The organism is Actinomadura flavalba DSM 45200 (assembly GCF_000374305.1).
In the GTDB taxonomy this organism is placed as follows: Bacteria; Actinomycetota; Actinomycetes; order Streptosporangiales; family Streptosporangiaceae; genus Spirillospora; species Spirillospora flavalba.
The window spans coordinates 672,848-692,044 of the sequence record NZ_KB894093.1 but is presented as its reverse complement, the minus strand read 5'-3'; the positions used below and the strand labels follow the sequence as shown (position 1 = coordinate 692,044).

The window sequence follows — 19,197 nt, the reverse complement described above, 5'->3', positions numbered from 1 at the left end:
CCCGCTACGACAAACGTAATAGCAGATCCGGGGGTTCCACCGTCAGAGCAGGATGAACCCGATCGCCCGGTCGAGCTGGAACGCGGCCGACGCCATCGCGGTCGTCGTCGCGCCCGTCGACACCACCGTCACGGGGCCGGTGACAGGATTCTTACCTGGAGGTTCGGAAAGTAGCGCCTGCACGCGCTGCGGTACCCCGTTGCCCGCGAACGCGGGCAACGCCCCCGGCGCGCGGTTCAGCGCCACCCGCGCGATCGTCCGCGCGACGAGCGCGCGGTCGCCGACGGCCTCGGCGGCGGCCTCGTCCGCCCAGCGCTCGACGGTGAAGCGCAACCGCCGGTCGAGCGGTCGCAGCGGCGGCAGCACCGCCGCCGAGAGCGCGCCGGCGGCCAGGTACCGGTGATGGCGGTGCCGCAGGTGGCAGCGCTCGTGCTCGAAGACGACGCGCAGCTCGTCCCGCGTGAGCAGCGCCAGCAGCCCCCGCGACACCAGCACGCCGCCGTCCCGGCCGGGGACGGCGAGCGCGACGGGCTCGTCGGTGCCGACGACGGTCCGCGCGTCCCGCCGGGCGGCGCGGATCTCGCGCCGCCACCGCGCCGACCGGACGGCCGCGACGGTGACGCCCGCCGCCGTCAGGGCGAGCGCGGGCACGCCGAGCACGGCGGGGAGCGGCCGGTCGTCGCCGAACAGCGCCCACTCGGGCAGCCACGCCGTCGCGGCCGGGTCGAGCCCGGCCAGGTAGTTGACGCCGACGAACCCGGCGGTGCCGAGGACCGCGAGCGCCGTCGTCACCGCGACGATGGCGAGCAGCCGCGCCGACCACACCGGGTGCAGCGGCGGCGGCAGGACGCCGACGAAGGCGGCGAGCACGAGCGTGATGAACGCGGGCGCGAACGTGAGGACGGTCATGGGCCGGGCTCGCCGTCGCGCAGGACCGCGCGCAGCGCCGCCTCCTCCTCGCTGGTCAGGGTCTGCACGAACTGGGTGAGGACGCCGGGCGGGTCGCTGGCGTAGCGCAGGTGCTCGCGCATGCGGTCGGCGACGAGGCGGGACTCGTCGACCATGAGCCGGTAGGTGAAGTGGCGGCCGTCGCGGTCGCGGGTGACCAGGCCCTTCTCCAGCAGCCGGAACAGCACGGTGTTGACGGTGGTGTAGGCGGGCTCGCCGGCGAGGCGGGCGCGGATGTCGGCGGGCGCGAGGGCGTGCTCGTCCGCGGCGAGCACGGCGAGGATCTCGGCTTCGAGCTGGCCGAGCTGGCGACGGACCAACGGTGGTGCCTTCGTGTGGGTGCGGACGGTTGTCCACAGAGTACCGAGACGATCTTTATTACACGTGTAGTATCCGCCCCGTAGGCTCAACGTCGAGGGGATGAACCATGTCGGTGTCGTTGGTCAAGGGACAGCGGATCTCGCTGGAGAAGGGGAGCGGCGACGCGCTCACCCAGGTCCGGATGGGGCTCGGCTGGGACGCGGTCAAGAAGAAGGGCTTCTTCGGCGCACGCGACCAGGAGATCGACCTGGACGCCACGTGCGTCCTGTTCGCCGACGGCCAGGTCGCCGACGTCATCTACTTCGGCAAGCTCACCAGCGACGACGGCTCGATCCGGCACAGCGGCGACAACCTGACCGGCGCCGGTGACGGCGACGACGAGACCATCGGCGTCGACCTCGGCCGCGTCCCGCCGCACGTCACCGCGCTGGTGTTCACGGTCAACTCGTTCAGCGGCCAGACGTTCGACGTCGTCGCCAACGCGTTCTGCCGCCTGGTCGACGAGACCACCGGCCAGGAACTGGCCCGCTACGAACTGACGGGCGGCGGCTCCCACACCGCGATGGTGATGGCCCGCATCTACCGCCAGGGCGACGGCTGGAAGCTGAACGCGATCGGCGAGCCCGCCGCCGGGCGCACCGTCCAGGACATGCTCCCGGCGGTCGCCGCCCACGCCTGACCACCCGGGCGGGCGGGGGTGGCCGCCCCCGCCCGCTCCGGCGCGGCGTCAGTCGTCGGCGAACTCTTCGGTGGCCTCCTCGTACGCCTCTTCGTAGGCGTCCTCGTACGCCTCCTCGACGGCCTCCTCGATCGCGTCCTCGTACGCCTCCTGGTAGGCGGCGGCGGTGGCCTGGTCGATGACGGCCTGGACGTCGCCGACGACGTTCTCGGGCTCGTCCTCCTCCTCGTCGTCGTCGCTCAGGGCCTCGCTCGCGAGGTAGCCGACGGCCGCGCCCGCGGCGACGCCGCCGACGCCCGCCGCCGCGACACCGCCCCAGCCGGGCCCACCGGAGTGCCCGTGCCCGTCGCCGTGGCCGTGGGAGTGCCCGGCGGCGGCGTGCAGCCAGTTCGTGAGGGACTGCTCCCACGGGTGGTAGAGGGCTTCGTCGTGGGACAGGGCGAACCGGCCGTAGACGTCGTCGGACGCGCCGTCGGCCTCCAGCACGACCGTGAGCCCGTGCGGCGAGGCGACGAAGGTGAGTTCGACCTCGCTGATCCGGCCCGCGTATTCACCCGGGGGCGCGAATTCGATCTCCTGGTAGAACGGCAATTCCTGCGCGACGCCCGAAAGGTATCCCTCTTCCAGGTCGGCGCCGGTGAAGTGGAACCCGAGCGTCGCGAAAGCGTCCAGAACGCGCTGCTGCGAGGCCAGCGGGCCGACCGTGACGGCGTCCAGGTCGCCCTGGTCGACGGCGCCGGAGATCTCCAGCTCGGTGCGGACGGCGAGCGTCGTCCCGTGCAGGGGCTGTCCGTACACGGTGCCGACCGGCAGCTCCCACGGCGTCGGCAGCGCGAACGGCACGGTCACGGATTGGCCCGCGGGCAAGGTGAACGGCCCCGTCACGGCCCAGCGGTGGAACTCGCGCGCGGCCTCCCCGGCGTCGTCGCCGACCTCGACGACGGCGACGAAGGCGAGCGTCACCTGCTCGACGTGGGCGTCGTGCCCGCCGCCGCGCAGGTGGATCTCGCCGTGCAGGGTGTCGCCGGGAAGCAGATGCGCGCCGGTGAGGACGGTCTCGACGGACGGCCCGTCCGCGCCGAACGCGCCGAACAGCTTGAACACCACGGTCCCTCTTTTCACTTGTCCGAAGTACGACAAGTGTAATTACAAGAACGCCCCGCCGCGATGGGCTTTGCCGCACATCGGCTACTGTCATGCGCGACCATTTCTTCACTCCTTACGGGAGCCGCCGTGGCCACCGAGCACCTCGTCCTGCTGCTCGCCGCCGCCGTCGCCGCGGGCTGGGTGGACGCGGTGGTGGGCGGCGGCGGGCTGATCCAGCTCCCCGCGCTCATGCTGCTCGGCCCCGGCCAGCCCGTCACCGCGCTCGCCACCAACAAGCTCGCCTCGATCGCGGGTACGACGACGGCCGCGATCGCCTACACCCGCCGGGCCAAACCCGACCTCCAGGTCGCGGTGCCCGCCGGAGTGCTCGCGGTGGGCTGCGCGGCGCTCGGCGCGCTGACGGCCACCGCGATCTCCTCGGCGCTGCTGCGCCCGATCATCATGGTCGTGCTGCTGTCGGTCGCCGCGATCGTCGTGCTGCGCCCGAGCCTCGGCCGGCTGCCGAAGCCGGTGCTGCGCACGCGCCGCCGCATCGCCGCCGCCGTCCTCGTGCCGGGCGTCGCGATCGCCTTCTACGACGGGCTCGTCGGCCCCGGCACGGGCACGTTCCTGGTGCTGGCGTTCACCGCGCTGCTCGGCAGCGACTTCGTCAACGCGTCCGCCAACGCCAAGATCATCAATACCGGCACGAACCTCGGTGCGCTGCTGGTGTTCGCGTCCCAGGGGCACGTGCTGTGGACGCTCGGCGCCGCGATGGCCGTCGGGAACATCCTCGGCGCGCAGCTCGGCGCGCGGATGGCGATCGCCCGGGGCGCCGGGTTCGTCCGGGCCGTCCTGCTCGTGGTGGTCACCGGCATGGTGATCCGCCTCGGCATCGAGCAGTTCGGCTGACGTCAGCGGTTCGGCACAGGGAGGGGTTCGGCGCCCGGAACCGGCAGCGGCTCCTCCAGCGCGCTGAGCGCCAGCACCACCAGCGACGCCGTCCAGCCGAGCGGCGCGACCGCCGCCGGATCGCCGTTGCCGTCCACCTTCTCGGGCAGCGCGCCGAGCGTCGTGCGGTGCCGGGCGAGCCAGTCCAGCCGCGCGACGGCGGCGGCGGAACGGCCCGACGCCGCGTCGGCGAGCGCGAACAGCGCGACCTCCGGCGTCCACGCGATCTTCTTGTTCCCGCGCCACTTCTCGCCCGGCAGGACGCCCCCGTTGGGCAGCGTCTGCTTCCGGACGGCGTCGGCCGTGGCCGCCGCGACACCGGGGTGCGGCGGCGCGAACGGCGGCGCGAGGAACGTCACGGACGTGTCCATCAGCCCGCCGCGCACGGGTGAGCGCGGGTAGCCGTGCGGCGCGAACCGCCTCTCGACGGCCGTGTGCATCCGGTCGGCGGCGCCCTGCCAGCGGGACGCCTCGTCGGTGCGCCCGGTCTCGCGCGCGAACGCGGCGGCCGACCGCAGCCCGGCCAGCACCGGCCCGGCGACGCCGAGCGTCGGGCTGTCCGGGTCCTCCTCGGAGCCGGGGTCGCGCTCGAAGTAGTCCGAGGACGGCGGCGGCAGCCCGTCGCGGCGCAGCGACGCGGCGAGCCGGTCGGCGGCGCGCCGCACCATCGGCCACAGCTCCCGCATCTGCGCGGCGGCCTCGGGGTTCTCGTGCCGGACGAGCCAGCTCGCCCACAGCACCCAGCCGAGCGAGTCGAGCTGCGGGTCACGGCCGTCCACGACGGGCGATCCGTCCGGCTTGTACCGGGCCGCCCACAGGCCGCCGTCGGTCTGCACCCGCGCCAGGAACCGCAGGACGCGCCGTGCCTCCTCCGGATGGCCCGTGCGCACGAACGCCGCCGCCGTGAACGCCGAGTCGCGCGGCCACGCGTACCGCCACGCCCCGTACCAGGACGCCAGCGACGCGCCGTTGGGCCGCGTCAGCAACCGCAGGTCGAGCAGCGCCCGCGCGGCCATGTCCCGGTAGACCGCGCCGGACGCGGGCGGCGCGACGCCCAGCCCGGGAACGGTCCCGCGGTTCAACCAGGCGTTGTCCGCCAGAACGGCCGCGTTGACGCGCGGATCATCGATCTCGACGGTGATGGCGGAGCGGCCGCCGAACGGGACCAGCCGGACGGTTCCGTCGGCGAGCCGCACGACGGAACTGTCCGGCAGGTAGACGGCGTCCTCGGCGTCCACGGGAGGCAGCGGCACCCCGGCGAACGGCCAGCCGCCACCGCCGACCAGGCCGGGGCTCGACCAGCGCGGCACGCCGGACTCGGGCCCGGCGGTGGCGCCGCAGGTGGCGACCAGCGCGGCGGCCAGCGTCAGCGCGGCGACGCGCCGCACCCGCCGCCAGCGCGCGGCACGGACCGTCGGCACCCGCCTCGTCACCGCTGTTCGTCCCCCTGTCAATTTCCGGCGTGACCAAGTACACCCAACATCATCAAATACCACCTCATTCCAAAGCATTTCAGCGGCCTCCGTCGTACCGCCCGGACGTCCGCGCCGACCTGCGGCCATGACGGGGACGTACCCGAAGGCGCGACCATGAAGGCAGGAGGACTAGGCTGCATCGACGGAGCGGACCGCGATGTGGCGACCGCACGGACACCGTGCACCACTCGTGGTCATTGGCTGTCGATCCGTATAAGGACGCCTCGTGGACCTGTTCGAACATCAGGCGAAGGAACTCTTCGCCGAGTACGGGGTACCGGTGCCTACCGGCAAGGTCGCCCGGACACCCCAGGAAGCGCGTGCCATCGCGGCGGAACTGTTCGCCGCGGGCAGCAAGAAGGTCGTCGTCAAGGCCCAGGTGAAGACCGGCGGCCGCGGCAAGGCCGGTGGCGTGAAGCTCGCCGACGACGCGGACGAGGCCGAATCCCTCGCCGGTCAGATCCTCGGCATGGACATCAAGGGCCACACGGTCCACAAGGTCCTGGTCGAAGAGGGCAGCGCGATCGCGGAGGAGTACTACTTCTCCTTCCTGCTCGACCGCGCGAACCGCACCTTCCTGTCCATCTGCTCCGTCGAGGGCGGCATGGAGATCGAGGAGGTGCCGCACGACCGGCTGGCGCTCGTCCCGGTCTCCCCGCTGACCGGCATCGACCGGGCCGCCGCCCGCGCCATCGCCGAGCAGGGCCGGCTGCCCGAGCAGGCGCTCGACGGCGCCGCCGAGCTCATCGAGAAGCTGTGGGCCGTCTTCACCGACGAGGACGCCACCCTCGTCGAGGTGAACCCGCTGATCCTGACGGCGTCGGGCGAGGTGAAGGCGCTCGACGGCAAGGTCACGCTGGACGACAACGCCGGGTTCCGCCAGGAGCACGCCAAGTTCGAGGACAAGGACGCCACCGACCCGCTGGAGGCGGCGGCGCAGGCCAAGGACCTCAACTACGTCAAGCTCGACGGCAGCGTCGGCATCATCGGCAACGGCGCGGGCCTGGTCATGTCCACGCTCGACGTCGTGTCCTACGCCGGTGAGGCGCACGGCGGGCAGAAGCCCGCCAACTTCCTCGACATCGGCGGCGGCGCGTCGGCCGAGGTCATGGCCGACAGCCTGGAGATCGTCCTGTCGGACCCGTCGGTGAAGTCGGTGTTCGTCAACGTCTTCGGCGGCATCACCGCCTGCGACGCGGTCGCCAACGGCATCGTCGCGGCCTACAAGCTGCTGGCCGACCGCGGCGAGACCGTGGACCGCCCGCTGGCCGTCCGGCTCGACGGCAACAACGCCGAGCTGGGCCGGCAGATCCTGACCGACGCGGCGCTGCCCGGCGTCCAGCAGGTCGACACCATGGACGACGCGGCCGAGCGCGCCGCCGAACTCGCCGCGGCAGGTGCATGAACATGGCCATCTGGCTGACCGAGAACAGCAAGATCATCGTCCAGGGCATGACCGGCTCGGAGGGCATGAAGCACTCCCGCCGCATGCTCGCCTCGGGCGCGCAGGTCGTCGGCGGTGTGAACGCCCGCAAGGCCGGGCAGAGCGTCGACTTCGACGGCACCGAGCTGCCGGTGTTCGGCACCGTCGCCGAGGCGATGGAGCGGACCGGCGCGGACGTCTCCGTCGTCTTCGTCCCGCCGAAGTTCACCAAGGACGCGGTCGTCGAGGCCGTCGACGCCGGCATCCCGCTGTGCGTCGTCATCACCGAGGGCATCCCGGTGCACGACACCGCCTACTTCTGGGCGTACGCCACGGAGAAGGGCAACGCGACCCGCATCATCGGGCCGAACTGCCCCGGCATCGCGTCCCCGGGCAAGTCGAACGCGGGCATCATCCCGGCCGACATCACGACGCCCGGCCGCATCGGCCTGGTGTCGAAGTCGGGCACGCTGACGTACCAGATGATGTACGAGCTGCGCGACATCGGCTTCTCCACCTGCGTCGGCATCGGCGGTGACCCGATCATCGGCACCACCCACATCGACGCGCTCCAGGCGTTCCAGGACGACCCGGAGACCGACGCCATCGTGATGATCGGCGAGATCGGCGGCGACGCCGAGGAGCGTGCCGCGGCCTACATCGCCGAGCACGTCACCAAGCCGGTCGTCGGCTACGTCGCGGGCTTCACCGCCCCCGAGGGCAAGACGATGGGCCACGCTGGCGCCATCGTCTCCGGCTCCGCCGGTACCGCCCAGGCCAAGAAGGAAGCGCTGGAGAAGGTCGGCGTCCGCGTCGGCAAGACTCCGAGCGAGACGGCCGTGCTGATGCGCGAGCTGATGCAGACGATCGGCTAGACCGGTCCGGACGCGCGGGACGCCCGCGCCGCCTCGGCGGCGCGGGCGTCCTTCCGTTTCTGTCGGAGGCGGCTGGCAGGCTGCGTGCCGTGGACGAGAACGAGTTCTGGAAGCTGATCGACGAGGCGCGGGCCGAGGGCGGGTCCGACGAGGCGACGGTCGAACGGGCCGTGACGCTGCTCGCCAGACGGACGCGCGCGGAGATCGTCGCCGCGCAGCAGGTGCTGTGGAACCTGCTCGCGGCCTCGTACCGGACGCCGCTGTGGGCCGCGGCGTACCTGATCAACGGCGGGTCGTCCGACGACGGGTTCGACTACTTCCGGGGCTGGCTGCTGCTCCAGGGCCGCGAGACCTACACCGCGGCCGTGGCCGATCCGGACGCGCTCGCGGTGCACCCCGCCGTCCGGGCCGCCGCCGAGACCGGCGAGGAACTGGAGTGGGAGCCCGCGCTCGGCATCGCGTGGGACGCGCACCGGCGCGCGTTCGGCGAGGTGATCCCCGCCGACGCGTGGACGATCGACTATCCGGCCCTCGAACCCTTCTGGGACTTCGACGACCGCGCCGAGAACGGCCGCCGCCTGCCGCTCCTCACCGGGATGTTCCTCACCGCCCCGTGACGGCCGCCGCGCCGACAAAGGCGACACGCCGGGCGCGCGGGCCGTCGCGGGGTCGCGACGGTGCCAGCATGGGACGGTGAGCGACGAGACGCGGGAGCAACGACCGGCCGACCCCGGCGAGGAGGACGAGCGCCCGGCCGCCGGACCGCCGCGCCCGCTGTTCGTCACGGGCCTGGTCGGCGCCGTGTGGTGCGCGGGCATCGGGCTCACCCTGCTGCTGACGATCACGCTGGTCGGCTGGATCGCCGCACCGCGCGCCGCCGTCGGCCACGGGCTGCCGGGCGTGTTCCGGACGGCGGTGAACTTCTGGCTCGTGGCGCACCACGCGGGGTTCTCGCTGCCCGGCGGGCGCGTGGGGCTGCTGCCGCTCGGCCTGCTCGTGCTGCCCGGCACGCTGCTGTACCGGTGCGGCGGGTGGATGATCCGCGCGTGCGGGCCGTCGCGCCGTCCGCGCCGGGGCGTGGCGCGGGTCGCGCTGGCGCTGGCCGTGCCGTACGCGGTGCTCGGGGCGCTGCTGGCGCTGGCCGCCGAGTCGCCGCGCATCCGGCCTTCGGCGTGGCAGGCGCTGACGGCGTGCTTCCTGGTGGCGCTGGCGGCGGGCGGGCTCGGTGCGGCGCGGGCGCTGGTCGCCGCGCGGGGGCACCGCGTCCGTTCGGGTCTGGGCGCGCTGCTGCGGCTGCTGCCCGGCCGCGCCCGGTCGCTGGTGGTGGGCGTCGCGGGGGCGCTGGCGGTGCTGCTCGGGACGGGGGCGCTGCTGGTCGGGGCGTCGCTGGCGATGCATCTGCCCGAAGCCGTCCGCGAGTACGACATCCTGGCGCCCGGCGTCATCGGCGGCGTGCTGCTCCTGCTGGTGGAGCTGGCGTTCCTGCCGAACGCGATCATCTGGGGCATGGCGTACGCGGTCGGTGCCGGGTTCTCGGTGGGGGCGGGCACGAGCGTGTCGGCGAGCGGCGTCTTCCTCGACATGGTCCCGGCGTTCCCGCCGCTGGCGGCGCTGCCGGAGCCGGGCCCGGCGCCGCTGGTGTCGCTGCCCGCGCTGGCGGCGCCGTTCCTGGCGGGCGCCGTCGGCGGGACGCTGACCGTCCGCGCGATGCCGACCCGCGCCTATGAGGTCGCGCCGCTGTGGGGTTTCCTGACGGGCGCGCTCACCGGCGTCGCGGCGGCGGTGCTGGCGGCGGCGTCCGGCGGGCCGCTGGGCGGCGGGCGCATGGCGACGGTCGGGCCCTCGGCGTGGCAGGTCGGTCTGCTGGCGGCGCTGGAGGTCGGCATCGCGGCGGCGATCGCGGCGTGGCTGGCGAACTGGCGGGCGCTGCGCCGTCCGGCCGAACCGAAGCGGAAGCCGCCCCGGCCGCACCGGCGTCCGCCCGAGCCCCGTCCGCCGCTGCCGCCGGTTCCGGAGCGGGGTCCGGCCGAGCCGGAGTCGTCGGGCAAGCCGACGCCGCACCGCCCCGATCCCGTGGAGTTCGAGGACGCCGACACCGTCCTGCCGTCTCGTCGCCGGGCCGCCCGGGACGACCGCACCGAGAACCGGGGCGGTGCCATCTACGTCCTGCGGGACGAGGACCAGCCTTAGACACGGTTGTCTTTTTGGGCCTTGCCGGGCCCGTCCTCCCTCTATACGTTGCCAGTGAACACTGGAACGTTGGAGGTCTCGTGCGTGGAGTGAAACGAGTTCTGTTGTCGGCCGTGCTGGCCGCCGGGGTCGTCGCCGTCCCGGCCCCCGCCCAGGCCGCGCCCCCGGCCGGGTGGCGGGAGGTCGAACCCCCGTTCCTGTGGCCGCGCCGGACGCTGGAGTTCGTCGAGGCGGCCGGGGCCGCCGACGTCTGGATCGCCGGAGCGCAGGGCAAGGTCGGCGTTCCGCTGCCGACCGGCGGATACCACTGGACGTTCGGCAACCCCGTCGTCCGCCGTCTCAAGGACGGCCGCTGGCACGAGTACCCGCTCGACGGCTGGCCCGGCGTCAGCTACCTGACCGGCCTCGCCCAGCACGGGGACGACGTGTTCGTCACCGGCGCCCCCGACCTGCCCTACGTCGCCAGATTCGACGGGACGCGGTTCAAGCGCGTCCCGCTGCCCGCCGACGTGCGGCGAGTGGACGTGCGGACCGGCCCCGGCGGCACCTGGGCGGTCGCGGGCCAGTGGCACGACCGGTCCCTCCTGCGGCTGGTCGGCGGAGCCTTCCAGAAGGTGCCGCTGCCCGCGGGCTACCTGCTGCACGACGTCGTGGCCGCCGGGCCGAACGACGTCTGGGCGGTCGGCCGCCGCGGCGAGGGCGACGCGACGGTCCCCGCCGCGGTCCGCTGGAACGGCAGCGCGTGGCGGGACGTCCCCGTCCCCGCGCTGCGGCTCAACGACTCGCTCTACCAGGTCTCCGTCACCACGTCCGGCGAGGTGTGGGCGACCGACGCGACCCGCGGCACGGGCAGCGTCGACAACCTGCTCCGTTGGACGGGCTCGGCCTGGGCCAAGGTGACGCCGCCGCAGGAGGGGTACGGCACGCTCACCTCCGACGGGTCCGGGCGGCTGGTCATCCGGGGCAACACCCCGTGGAACCCCGCCACGGGCGCGCGCAACGGCGCCGTGTTCCGCTGGACCGGCTCGGGCTGGCAGACCACCGAGTTCCCCTCGTCGCCCGACACCCGGCTGTCCGGCGTGGACGGCGCCCCAGGCACCGCCGCGCTGTGGGCGGTCGGCCACCGGGACCTGACGCCCGTCCTGCTGACCAGTGCTCCCTAGTTCTGCAACATCGGGAACGGGACGTCGCCGGGGATCTTGCGTTCGATCGCCTTGCGGAAGTCGTCGTTGCAGATCTTCTCGTCGGCGTGGGTGTTGGCCCGGTCCATGCAGTCGGAGTAGGCGGACTGCTCCGGGTTGAGCCAGACCGAGACGCCGACGGCGAGCGCCCCGAACAGCGTCGTCAGGACGCCGAGCGTGATCCCGGCCGTCGCGGCGGGGGACGGCACGGGGCGGGTGTCCCGCCGGGCGCGGACCCCGACGACGACGGCGGCGACGCCGAGCAGCAGGCCGAGCGGCCAGAACGGGAGGAGCATCAGCAGACCGCCGATCCCGAGCCACAGCGCGCGGCGCGGGGCGCCGGGGTCGGGGGTCTTCCCGGGGCCGGGAGAGGGCGGGGTTCCGAGGCTGCTCCCGGGGCCCGGCTGCTCACTCACGTCGTTCCTCCAGATGTCGTCAGATACCGCCACGAAGTGGACGGAGTCGCGGTCGGTGACCCGCGGCGGGCCGGATAGGCTGCGTGCGGCGGACCGGCGCGACGCGTGCCGTGACCCGCCACGACCCCACATGTCGAACGTTCAGCAGGGAGTCATGGTGCCCGCCCGCCTCGTCGTCCTCGTCTCCGGCGCGGGGACCAACCTACAGGCGCTCCTCGACGCGTGCGCCGATCCCGCCTACGGCGCCCGGGTCGTGGCGGTCGGCGCCGACCGGTCCGGCATCGCGGGCACCGAACGCGCCGAGAGGGCCGGGCTGCCCGCCTTCACCGTGCGCATCCCCGACTTCGCCGACCGCGCCGCCTGGGACGCCGCGCTCACCGACGCCGTCGCCGCCCACGACCCCGACCTCGTCGTGTCGGCCGGCTTCATGAAGATCCTCGGGCCGCGCTTCCTGGAGCGGTTCGGCGGGCGCACCGTCAACACCCACCCGGCGCTGCTGCCGTCCTTCCCGGGCGCGCACGCCGTCCGCGACGCCCTGGCGTACGGGGTGAAGGTCACGGGCTGTACCGTGCACTTCGTCGACGAAGGCGTGGACACCGGACCCGTCATCGCCCAGGAGACCGTCAAGGTCGGCTGGCATGACGACGAAGACTCCCTGCACGAGCGCATCAAGCAGGTGGAGCGCCGCCTCCTGGTCGACGTCGTCGGGCGGCTCGCCCGTGACGGCTGGACCGCCAAGGGGCGGCGGGTCTCCATGAAGTGCCGAACCTGTAACACGTCCGCGAACGACGAGGGGAGTCCGACCGGTGAGCCGGGTCGCGATTAAGCGTGCGCTGATCAGCGTGTACGACAAGACGGGGCTGGAGGAGCTGGCCCGCGGCCTGCACGCCGCCGGGGTGGAGATCGTCTCGACCGGCTCCACGGCGGCGCGGATCGCCGCCGCCGGCGTGCCGGTGATGAAGGTGGAGAAGCTGACCGGCTTCCCCGAGTGCCTGGACGGCCGCGTGAAGACGCTGCACCCGCGCGTCCACGCGGGCCTGCTCGCTGACCGCCGCAAGCCCGACCACCTCCAGCAGCTCGACGACCTGCACGTCGACCCGTTCGACCTCGCGGTGGTGAACCTGTACCCGTTCGCCGACACCGTCGACTCGGGCGCCCTTCCCGACGAGTGCGTCGAGCAGATCGACATCGGCGGGCCGACGATGGTGCGCGCCGCCGCGAAGAACCACGCGAGCGTCGCCGTCGTCGTCGATCCGGCCGCCTACGGGTCGGTGCTCGCGGCCGCCGCGCAGGGCGGGTTCACGCTGGAGGAGCGCCGCCGCCTGGCGGGGCTGGCGTTCGCGCACACCGCGTCCTACGACGTCGCGGTGGCCTCCTGGTTCGCGTCGGCCTACGCCAAGGACGAGCAGGCCGAGGAGAGCGGCTGGCCCGACTTCCTCGGCGCCACCTGGCAGCGCTCGGCCGTGCTGCGCTACGGCGAGAACCCGCACCAGAGGGCCGCGCTGTTCACCGACACCGGCCACACGCGCGGCCTCGCCGGAGCCGAGCAGCTCCACGGCAAGGAGATGTCCTACAACAACTACGTGGACGCCGACGCCGCGCGCCGCGCCGCCTACGACTTCACCGAGCCCGCCGTCGCGATCATCAAGCACGCCAACCCGTGCGGCATCGCCGTCGGCGCGGACGTGGCCGAGGCGCACCGCAAGGCGCACGCGTGCGACCCGCTGTCGGCGTTCGGCGGCGTGATCGCGGTGAACGCGCCGGTGACGGCGGCGATGGCCGAGCAGGTCGCCGAGGTGTTCACCGAGGTGCTGGTGGCGCCCGCGTTCGACGACGCGGCGCTGGAGATCCTGACGCGCAAGAAGAACATCCGGCTGCTGCGCTGCCCGGACGGCCCCGCGAACGCGGCGGAGTTCCGCCGGGTGGACGGCGGCGTGCTCGTCCAGCAGGTCGACCGCGTGGACGCCCCGGGCGACGACCCGTCGTCGTGGGAGCTGAAGACGGGCACGGCGGCCGACGAGGCGACGCTGCGCGACCTGGCGTTCGCGTGGCGGGCGTGCCGGTCGGTGAAGTCGAACGCGATCCTGCTGGCGGCCGACGGCGCGACGGTCGGCGTCGGCATGGGCCAGGTCAACCGGGTCGACTCGGCCAAGCTCGCGGTGACGCGGGCGGGGGCCGAGCGGGCGGCGGCGTCGGTGGGCGCGTCGGACGCGTTCTTCCCGTTCCCCGACGGACTCGAAGTGCTCGCGCAGGCGGGCGTCCGGGCCATCGTGGAGCCGGGCGGTTCGGTGCGGGACGCCGAGGTGATCGAGGCGGCGGAGAAGGCCGGGGTCGCGCTCTACTTCACCGGGGTCCGCCACTTCTTCCACTGAAGATCGTTAAACGTCCCCGGCCGATTTTTACCTTCGACCGGGGACGTTTTGCGTGAGTGCGTTGATAGCCTCGGCGTCGTTGCCACGCCTTGGTCCTGTGTTCACTCGTCGCGTGGCCGATCACTTTCACTCGGGAGGCACGATGGACGCGGTCACCGGCTACACCCTGAGCCTGCTCATGCAGACCAACCTGCTGCTGTCGGACGGACGCCAGATCATCGGCGTCGTCGCGGCCCTGCTCGCCGCGTTCATGGCCGCCACCATCGGCTGGCACGGCACCGACCGCATCATCGCCTGGCGCCAGCGCGCCGACGAGGAGTGATCCCCGCGCGGGGTCACGAGATCCGGCGGCGCAGCCAGAAGAACGTGAACCCCGCCAGCCCCGCCGACACCAGGAGATACAGCCCGGTCTCGATCCCCTGGAGGGGCCAGAACCGGTCGGCGGTCAGATAGGTCGTCCGCTGCCGGTAGCCCAACCGGTCGATCATCTCGAAGCACTGCGCCGACGGCGCGGGCGGACTGCCCTGCGGCGCGCACGGCCCCTCGTCCAGGGAGACGTCCACCCCCTTCACGACCGTCCCGGAGCCGTCGATCGTCTGCTCCGCGAGCGTCCACGCGCCCGCCGGCTTGCTCATCTCCAACTGGACGGGCTCGCCCGGTCCCTCGCTGAAGATGCCCCGCAGATTCCCCGGCGTGAACCGCGCCTCGACCGTCGTGGACGGCAGCAGGTGCGGGCGGACGACCAGCGGCACCGCGATCTGCACGGCGGTGAACACCGCGAGCGTCACGGCCATCGCGGGCAGCGGCCGCCGGAGCACCGTCCCGACCGCGACGCCGAGCAGGAACGCCAGCAGCGCGTACGCGAACGGGACGACCCCGCGCACCCCGAACAGCAGCGGTTCCATCCGCGCGTGCTGCGGCGCGGCCCGTTGCAGCGGCTCGGACCACCAGCTCACGAGCGCGACCGCGAGACCGCTGGTGAGCGCCGCCGCGACACCGCCGAGGGAGAGCCGCGTCGCCAGCCAGCGGCCCCGGGTGACGCTCTGGTTCCACACCAGCCGGTGCGTCCCGGCCTCCAGCTCGCGGCTGATCAGCGGCGCGCCCCAGAACAGCCCGATCACCCCGGGCAGCACCAGCACGAGGACGCTCAGCGCGGTGAACGAGAGCTGGTGGTCGAGGAAGAACGTCTGCGCGAACCGCACGCACGCCTCCTCGCCGCCGCACCCGGCGCTGCCGCGCGCGTAGGCGTCGGCGAGACCGGGGCCGGTGAGCGCGACGTAGAGCGCCAGCGCCGCGAGCGCGCCGGCGGTGAGCGCCGCGTGTACCCGGAACTGCCGCCAGGCCAGCCAGATCATCGCAGGACCTCCAGGGCCGGGCGGCCGGTCTGGCCGCCGGAATCGAGATAGGCCAGAACGAGGTCTTCCAGCGTGAGCCGGGCGACGGTCCAGGCGGGGTCGTGGATCGGGCCGTCCGCGCGGACGACCAGCGTGCTCTGCCGGTCGGTGTGGCTCGCGGTGACGACGTCCTGCCCGGACGGCAGCCGCGCCGGGTCGCGGCGCGGGCCGGTGAGACGGTGGTGGGCCGCGAGCAGGTCGTCGACCTCCCCGGCCACGCGGACGCGCGAGTCGACCAGGACGATCAGGTAGTCGCAGGCGCGCTCGACGTCGGACAGCAGGTGCGACGACAGCACGACGCTCAGGCCGTGCTCGGCGGTGGCCTCCAGCAGGCCCTGGAGGAACTCGCGGCGGGCCAGCGGGTCGAGCGCGGCGACGGGTTCGTCCAGGATGAGCAGTTCGGGGCGCTTGGCGATGCCGAGGGTCAGGGCGAGCTGCGCGCGCTGCCCGCCCGACAGCTTCCCGGCGCGGGCGCCCGGGTCCAGGCCGAGGCGGGCGATCCGGTCACGGGCGAGGGCGTCGTCCCAGCGGGGGTTGAGGCGCGCGCCGAGCCGCAGGTGCTCGGCGACGGTGAAGCCCGCATAGGTGGGGGTGTCCTGCGCGACGAAGCCGACCCGGGCGAGCTGCCCGGCGCCGGAGGCGGGACGGCCCCCGAGGACCTCGATGTCCCCGGTCGTGGGGGTGAGCTGACCGGCGGCCAGATTGAGGAGGGTCGTCTTCCCGGCGCCGTTCGGGCCGACGAGGCCGACGACGTGCCCGGCGGGGACGTCCAGCGTGCAGTCCGACAGCGCCCAGCGGCGGCCGTAGCGTTTGCCGAGGTCCCGCGCCCGGATGACCGCGCTCACGCTACGTCCTCCGCAGCGGCGGACCGAAAGGTCGTCCGGAACAGGGCCTCGATGCTCTCGTCGTCCAGCCCGGCGCGGCGCGCGCGGTCGAGCCAGCCGCGCAGCTCGCGGCGGAGCGGTTCGTGCGCGGCGAGCGAGCCGTCGGCGAGCGTCGCGGTGACGAACGTGCCGACGCCCGGGCGGGGGCTGACGATCCCGTCGCGCTCCAGCTCGCGGTACGCCTTCAGCACGGTGTTCGGGTTGATCGCCAGGTGGGCGACCACCTCCTTGACCGTGGGGAGCTGGTCGCCCTCGCGCAGCATCCCGAGGCGGCACGCCTGGCGCACCTGCCGGACGATCTGCTGGTAGGGCGAGACGCCGGACCCGGCGTCCAGATGGAACTCGATCATCCCTAAGTCCATTCAACTAGTGTCCTAGTACAATGGCTGTGGACGGTCTCCGCTGTCAAGGAACGGGTTGGCTAGCATGGGGCCTTCACGCGACTGGCGCGGTCAAGGTGGGGCACCACCGGGGAGCGACGATGGTCCGGCACCGCGCGCCTGGGTGGCCGGACTTCCTTCGCGGAGGTAGCTATGACGGCACAGGTTCTGGACGGCAAGGCCACGGCCGCCGAGATCCGCTCCGACCTCAAGGTCCGGGTCGAGGCGCTGCGCGAGCGCGGCGTCACCGTGGGGCTCGGCACCGTCCTCGTCGGCGACGATCCCGGCAGCCAGGCCTACGTCGGCATGAAGCACCGCGACTGCGCCGAGGTCGGCATCGAGAGCATCCGCCGCGACCTGCCCGCCGACGCCGCCCAGGACGACGTCGAACGCGCCGTCGCCGAGCTCAACGCCGACCCGTCCTGCACCGGCTACATCGTGCAGCTCCCGCTGCCCCGGGGCCTGGACGAGCAGCGCGTGCTGGAGCGCATCGACCCCCTCAAGGACGCCGACGGCCTGCACCCGATCAACCTCGGCCGCCTGGTCCTCATGCAGCCCGCGCCGCTGCCGTGCACGCCGAAGGGCATCGTGGCGCTGCTGCGCCGCTTCGACGTCCCGCTCAAGGGCGCCGAGGTGACGGTCGTCGGGCGCGGCCTCACCGTGGGCCGCTCGCTCGGCCTGCTGCTGACGCGCCGCAGCGAGAACGCCACCGTCACCCTGTGCCACACCGGCACCCGCGACCTGGCCGCCCACACCCGAAACGCCGACATCGTCGTCGCCGCCGCGGGCGTCCCCGGCCTCATCACCGGCGACATGGTCAAGCCGGGCGCCGCCGTCCTCGACGTCGGCGTCTCCCGCGTCGACGGCAGGCTCACCGGCGACGTCGCCGACGACGTCCGCGAGGTGGCGGGCTGGGTCGCCCCCAACCCCGGCGGCGTCGGCCCCATGACCCGCGCGATGCTGCTGGCCAACGTCGTCGAGGCCGCCGAGGCCACCCTGGCCTGAGCCCGGACGCGGTGGTGGGCGGGCCGCCACGCTCCCCGTACCGGGGGTGGCGGCCCGCCACGCGGGAGACGGCCGCCCTCACGCTGCCCGGGAGAGGACGGCCGCTCGTCTCGCTCAGCTCGCTCTGCGGCCCACCCCCGTCGCGGTGCGGCCGGTGCCCGGGAGGTGACCGGGACGGCCCTGTGCGGGGGCGGGCGCGCCGGGACGGCGCACCGGGCCCGGGGACGGACCGTCCACCGGGCGGTTCTGCTGCGGCACGTGCACCGGCGGCAGCGGGCGGACGAGCCCCATCGCGATGACCTCGTTGGCCAGCCGCGTACGGCGATTCGCCCCTTCGGGGATGCGGAACTTCTGGTAAAGGCGCAGCAGATGCTGCTTGACGGCGGCCTCGGTGACGACCAGCTCCTCGGCGATGTGGCGCGCCGTGGCCGGGGCCACGAACGCCTCGTCGGACAGGGCGGGACGGCACAGCGACGTCAGGACGTCCACCTCGCGGCGTGTGAGCTCGGGCGCCACCGCCCGGCGCAGCTCGACGTCGGGATCGACCTCCTCGCGGGGGATGCCCCCCATCCGGACGCGCGCCGTGCCGAAGCTGACGACGTCACCGTCCTCCAGCACCCGGCGCGCGATCGGCCGGCCGTTGACGCGCGTCCCGTTGCGGGACAGCCCCATGTCGACGACGTACACGTACGGGCCACGCCGAACGATCTCCGCGTGCAGTCGGGACACACTCGGGTCGTCGAGGCGGACGTCCACTCCTCTCCCTCGGCCGACCGTCGTGACGTCGGGGCGCAACGGCATCACCACGCCGCTGTCCTCGATCCGCATGAACGGCCCCTCCACGGCAGTCCTCCCAGCTAGTTAGCGACCCCTGTCCAGCGGGTTACCCGGCGGCGGCACCGTCACACCCTCCTACCCGCGAGTAGCCCCGATGGGACAAGGGATTTCATGCCCCGGGCATCCGCTGTGCCGTGCTTGTCCGGGAAGGTCCCCCTCCGCTGTCCACACATGACGGGCATGCTGCATGGGTAGGACGAGAGGTTGAATGTCCGTTCCGGGATGTCATGACAAGGGCTTTCACCCACTAACGTTGTGAGGTGGGCCGACACCGCCGCCGGCCGCGTCCGGCGAGCGGCGCGCCCGAACGGTTTTCGGCGGCGCGGGCCGGGCGGCCCCGGTCGAAGGGGTGAGGCATGAGCACGCAGGTGCACCGGCGGCGGCGACGCGCCCCGCGCGGCCGCGGCGCGACCCCGCACTGGCTCGGCCAGCTTCCTTATCTCATCGTGCTCGCCGGAGTCGCGGGCGGGCTCGCCCTGTGCGCGTTCGACTACTTCCGCAAGGGCTCGGGGCTCATGGCCGCCGCGGTGTTCTTCGGCGCGCTCGCCCGCCTCGTCCTGCCTCCGAGCCAGGTCGGGATGCTGGAGACCCGGAAGAAATGGGTCGACGTGCTGACGATGGCCGGGATCGCCGTCGCGATCGCCGTCGTCGCCTGGGTGGTGCCGCATAGCTAGGGGCACGTCACCGCCACGACATGCGGAAACATCTGAACGGACAGGGCGAGGTCTAGACCTCTGACCTCGCTCGGATAGCCTCCAGTTGAGCCTTACAAGGACTGCT

Annotated in this window: 21 protein-coding genes and 1 riboswitch; of the genes, 12 read left to right on the top strand and 9 right to left on the bottom strand. The window is 73.4% G+C overall.

All coding sequences use genetic code 11. The annotated features are described in order from the left end of the window. Window positions 1-42 precede the first annotated feature (42 nt). Both C229_RS0103110 and C229_RS0103105 read right to left on the bottom strand, forming a co-directional pair. Window positions 43-909: a M48 family metalloprotease gene (locus C229_RS0103110; RefSeq protein WP_018653619.1), complete on the bottom strand. Its 867-nt coding sequence runs from the start codon at window positions 907-909 to the stop codon at window positions 43-45. Continuing rightward, window positions 906-1,268, bottom strand: coding sequence for a BlaI/MecI/CopY family transcriptional regulator (locus C229_RS0103105; protein WP_018653618.1), 363 nt, complete (start codon window positions 1,266-1,268; stop codon window positions 906-908). Before C229_RS0103105 ends, C229_RS0103110 begins: the two co-directional genes overlap by 4 nt. Window positions 1,269-1,375: 107 nt before the next feature. Here C229_RS0103105 and C229_RS0103100 point away from each other — a divergent pair, with 107 nt between their 5' ends. Next, window positions 1,376-1,948, top strand: a complete 573-nt coding sequence (locus tag C229_RS0103100; RefSeq protein ID WP_018653617.1) for a TerD family protein — start codon at window positions 1,376-1,378, stop codon at window positions 1,946-1,948. A 48-nt stretch (window positions 1,949-1,996) separates the two neighbouring features. On the opposite strand, the gene C229_RS0103095 is transcribed toward C229_RS0103100, so the two are convergent. Then, a complete protein-coding gene (locus C229_RS0103095) occupies window positions 1,997-3,055 on the bottom strand; it encodes a sporulation protein (protein ID WP_018653616.1) in 1,059 nt (352 codons plus the stop codon). Window positions 3,056-3,181: 126 nt separating this feature from the next. Here C229_RS0103095 and C229_RS0103090 point away from each other — a divergent pair, with 126 nt between their 5' ends. Beyond that, a complete protein-coding gene (locus C229_RS0103090) occupies window positions 3,182-3,946 on the top strand; it encodes a TSUP family transporter (RefSeq protein WP_018653615.1) in 765 nt (254 codons plus the stop codon). A 2-nt stretch (window positions 3,947-3,948) separates the two neighbouring features. On the opposite strand, the gene C229_RS0103085 is transcribed toward C229_RS0103090, so the two are convergent. Next, a complete protein-coding gene (locus C229_RS0103085) occupies window positions 3,949-5,406 on the bottom strand; it encodes a glycoside hydrolase family 15 protein (RefSeq protein ID WP_018653614.1) in 1,458 nt (485 codons plus the stop codon). Between the two features lie 280 nt (window positions 5,407-5,686). On the opposite strand from C229_RS0103085, the gene sucC reads away from it, so the two are divergent. From sucC to C229_RS0103060, 5 genes are all read left to right on the top strand, one after another. Then, the gene (sucC, locus tag C229_RS0103080; protein ID WP_018653613.1) at window positions 5,687-6,865 is read left to right on the top strand and encodes an ADP-forming succinate--CoA ligase subunit beta; all 1,179 of its coding nucleotides are present in this window, start codon (window positions 5,687-5,689) and stop codon (window positions 6,863-6,865) included. Between the two features lie 2 nt (window positions 6,866-6,867). Next, entirely contained in the window at window positions 6,868-7,758 is an 891-nt protein-coding gene (sucD, locus tag C229_RS0103075) for a succinate--CoA ligase subunit alpha (RefSeq protein ID WP_018653612.1), read from the top strand. 89 nt (window positions 7,759-7,847) lie between these two features. Then, window positions 7,848-8,375 (top strand): DUF4240 domain-containing protein, encoded by a 528-nt coding sequence (locus C229_RS0103070; protein ID WP_018653611.1) that lies wholly within the window; start codon window positions 7,848-7,850, stop codon window positions 8,373-8,375. A 76-nt stretch (window positions 8,376-8,451) separates the two neighbouring features. Beyond that, a complete protein-coding gene (locus tag C229_RS0103065; protein WP_018653610.1) occupies window positions 8,452-9,948 on the top strand; it encodes a cell division protein PerM in 1,497 nt (498 codons plus the stop codon). Window positions 9,949-10,037: 89 nt separating this feature from the next. Continuing rightward, window positions 10,038-11,111 carry a hypothetical protein gene (locus tag C229_RS0103060; RefSeq protein ID WP_155884564.1) on the top strand — a complete coding sequence of 358 codons (1,074 nt, stop codon included), beginning with the start codon at window positions 10,038-10,040 and terminating at the stop codon, window positions 11,109-11,111. Here the strand turns inward: C229_RS0103060 and C229_RS0103055 are convergent. Then, window positions 11,108-11,545 carry a hypothetical protein gene (locus C229_RS0103055; protein ID WP_018653608.1) on the bottom strand — a complete coding sequence of 146 codons (438 nt, stop codon included), beginning with the start codon at window positions 11,543-11,545 and terminating at the stop codon, window positions 11,108-11,110. The genes C229_RS0103060 and C229_RS0103055 overlap by 4 nt on opposite strands. A gap of 154 nt (window positions 11,546-11,699) precedes the next feature. Here C229_RS0103055 and purN point away from each other — a divergent pair, with 154 nt between their 5' ends. The 3 genes from purN to C229_RS0103040 all read left to right on the top strand — a co-directional run bounded on the left by purN (window position 11,700) and on the right by C229_RS0103040 (window position 14,239). Continuing rightward, on the top strand, window positions 11,700-12,371 hold the full coding sequence (gene purN, locus C229_RS0103050) for a phosphoribosylglycinamide formyltransferase (RefSeq protein ID WP_018653607.1): 672 nt from the start codon (window positions 11,700-11,702) through the stop codon (window positions 12,369-12,371). Next, a complete protein-coding gene (purH, locus tag C229_RS0103045) occupies window positions 12,352-13,917 on the top strand; it encodes a bifunctional phosphoribosylaminoimidazolecarboxamide formyltransferase/IMP cyclohydrolase (protein WP_018653606.1) in 1,566 nt (521 codons plus the stop codon). The genes purN and purH overlap by 20 nt, the downstream gene beginning before the upstream one ends. A 112-nt stretch (window positions 13,918-14,029) precedes the next feature. Then, the gene (locus tag C229_RS0103040) at window positions 14,030-14,239 is read left to right on the top strand and encodes a hypothetical protein (protein ID WP_155884563.1); all 210 of its coding nucleotides are present in this window, start codon (window positions 14,030-14,032) and stop codon (window positions 14,237-14,239) included. Between the two features lie 13 nt (window positions 14,240-14,252). Here C229_RS0103040 and C229_RS0103035 read toward each other — a convergent pair whose 3' ends face one another. Genes C229_RS0103035 through C229_RS0103025 form a run of 3 tightly spaced genes read right to left on the bottom strand, consistent with a single transcriptional unit; the run spans window position 14,253 to window position 16,545 of the window. Continuing rightward, window positions 14,253-15,272: an ABC-2 transporter permease gene (locus tag C229_RS0103035; protein ID WP_018653604.1), complete on the bottom strand. Its 1,020-nt coding sequence runs from the start codon at window positions 15,270-15,272 to the stop codon at window positions 14,253-14,255. Next, a complete protein-coding gene (locus tag C229_RS0103030) occupies window positions 15,269-16,156 on the bottom strand; it encodes an ABC transporter ATP-binding protein (RefSeq protein ID WP_018653603.1) in 888 nt (295 codons plus the stop codon). The genes C229_RS0103035 and C229_RS0103030 overlap by 4 nt, the downstream gene beginning before the upstream one ends. Then, window positions 16,153-16,545 carry a GntR family transcriptional regulator gene (locus tag C229_RS0103025; protein ID WP_018653602.1) on the bottom strand — a complete coding sequence of 131 codons (393 nt, stop codon included), beginning with the start codon at window positions 16,543-16,545 and terminating at the stop codon, window positions 16,153-16,155. Before C229_RS0103025 ends, C229_RS0103030 begins: the two co-directional genes overlap by 4 nt. Before the next feature lie 80 nt (window positions 16,546-16,625). Then, a riboswitch (ZMP/ZTP riboswitch) is annotated at window positions 16,626-16,708 on the top strand. A gap of 20 nt (window positions 16,709-16,728) precedes the next feature. Here C229_RS0103025 and C229_RS0103020 point away from each other — a divergent pair. After that, window positions 16,729-17,580, top strand: a complete 852-nt coding sequence (locus C229_RS0103020) for a bifunctional methylenetetrahydrofolate dehydrogenase/methenyltetrahydrofolate cyclohydrolase (RefSeq protein WP_018653601.1) — start codon at window positions 16,729-16,731, stop codon at window positions 17,578-17,580. A 114-nt stretch (window positions 17,581-17,694) separates the two neighbouring features. Here C229_RS0103020 and C229_RS0103015 read toward each other — a convergent pair whose 3' ends face one another. Then, a complete protein-coding gene (locus C229_RS0103015) occupies window positions 17,695-18,423 on the bottom strand; it encodes an FHA domain-containing protein (RefSeq protein ID WP_018653600.1) in 729 nt (242 codons plus the stop codon). Between the two features lie 350 nt (window positions 18,424-18,773). On the opposite strand from C229_RS0103015, the gene C229_RS0103010 reads away from it, so the two are divergent. Further along, window positions 18,774-19,091 carry a DUF3017 domain-containing protein gene (locus C229_RS0103010; RefSeq protein WP_018653599.1) on the top strand — a complete coding sequence of 106 codons (318 nt, stop codon included), beginning with the start codon at window positions 18,774-18,776 and terminating at the stop codon, window positions 19,089-19,091. The last annotated feature ends 106 nt before the right edge of the window (window positions 19,092-19,197 follow it).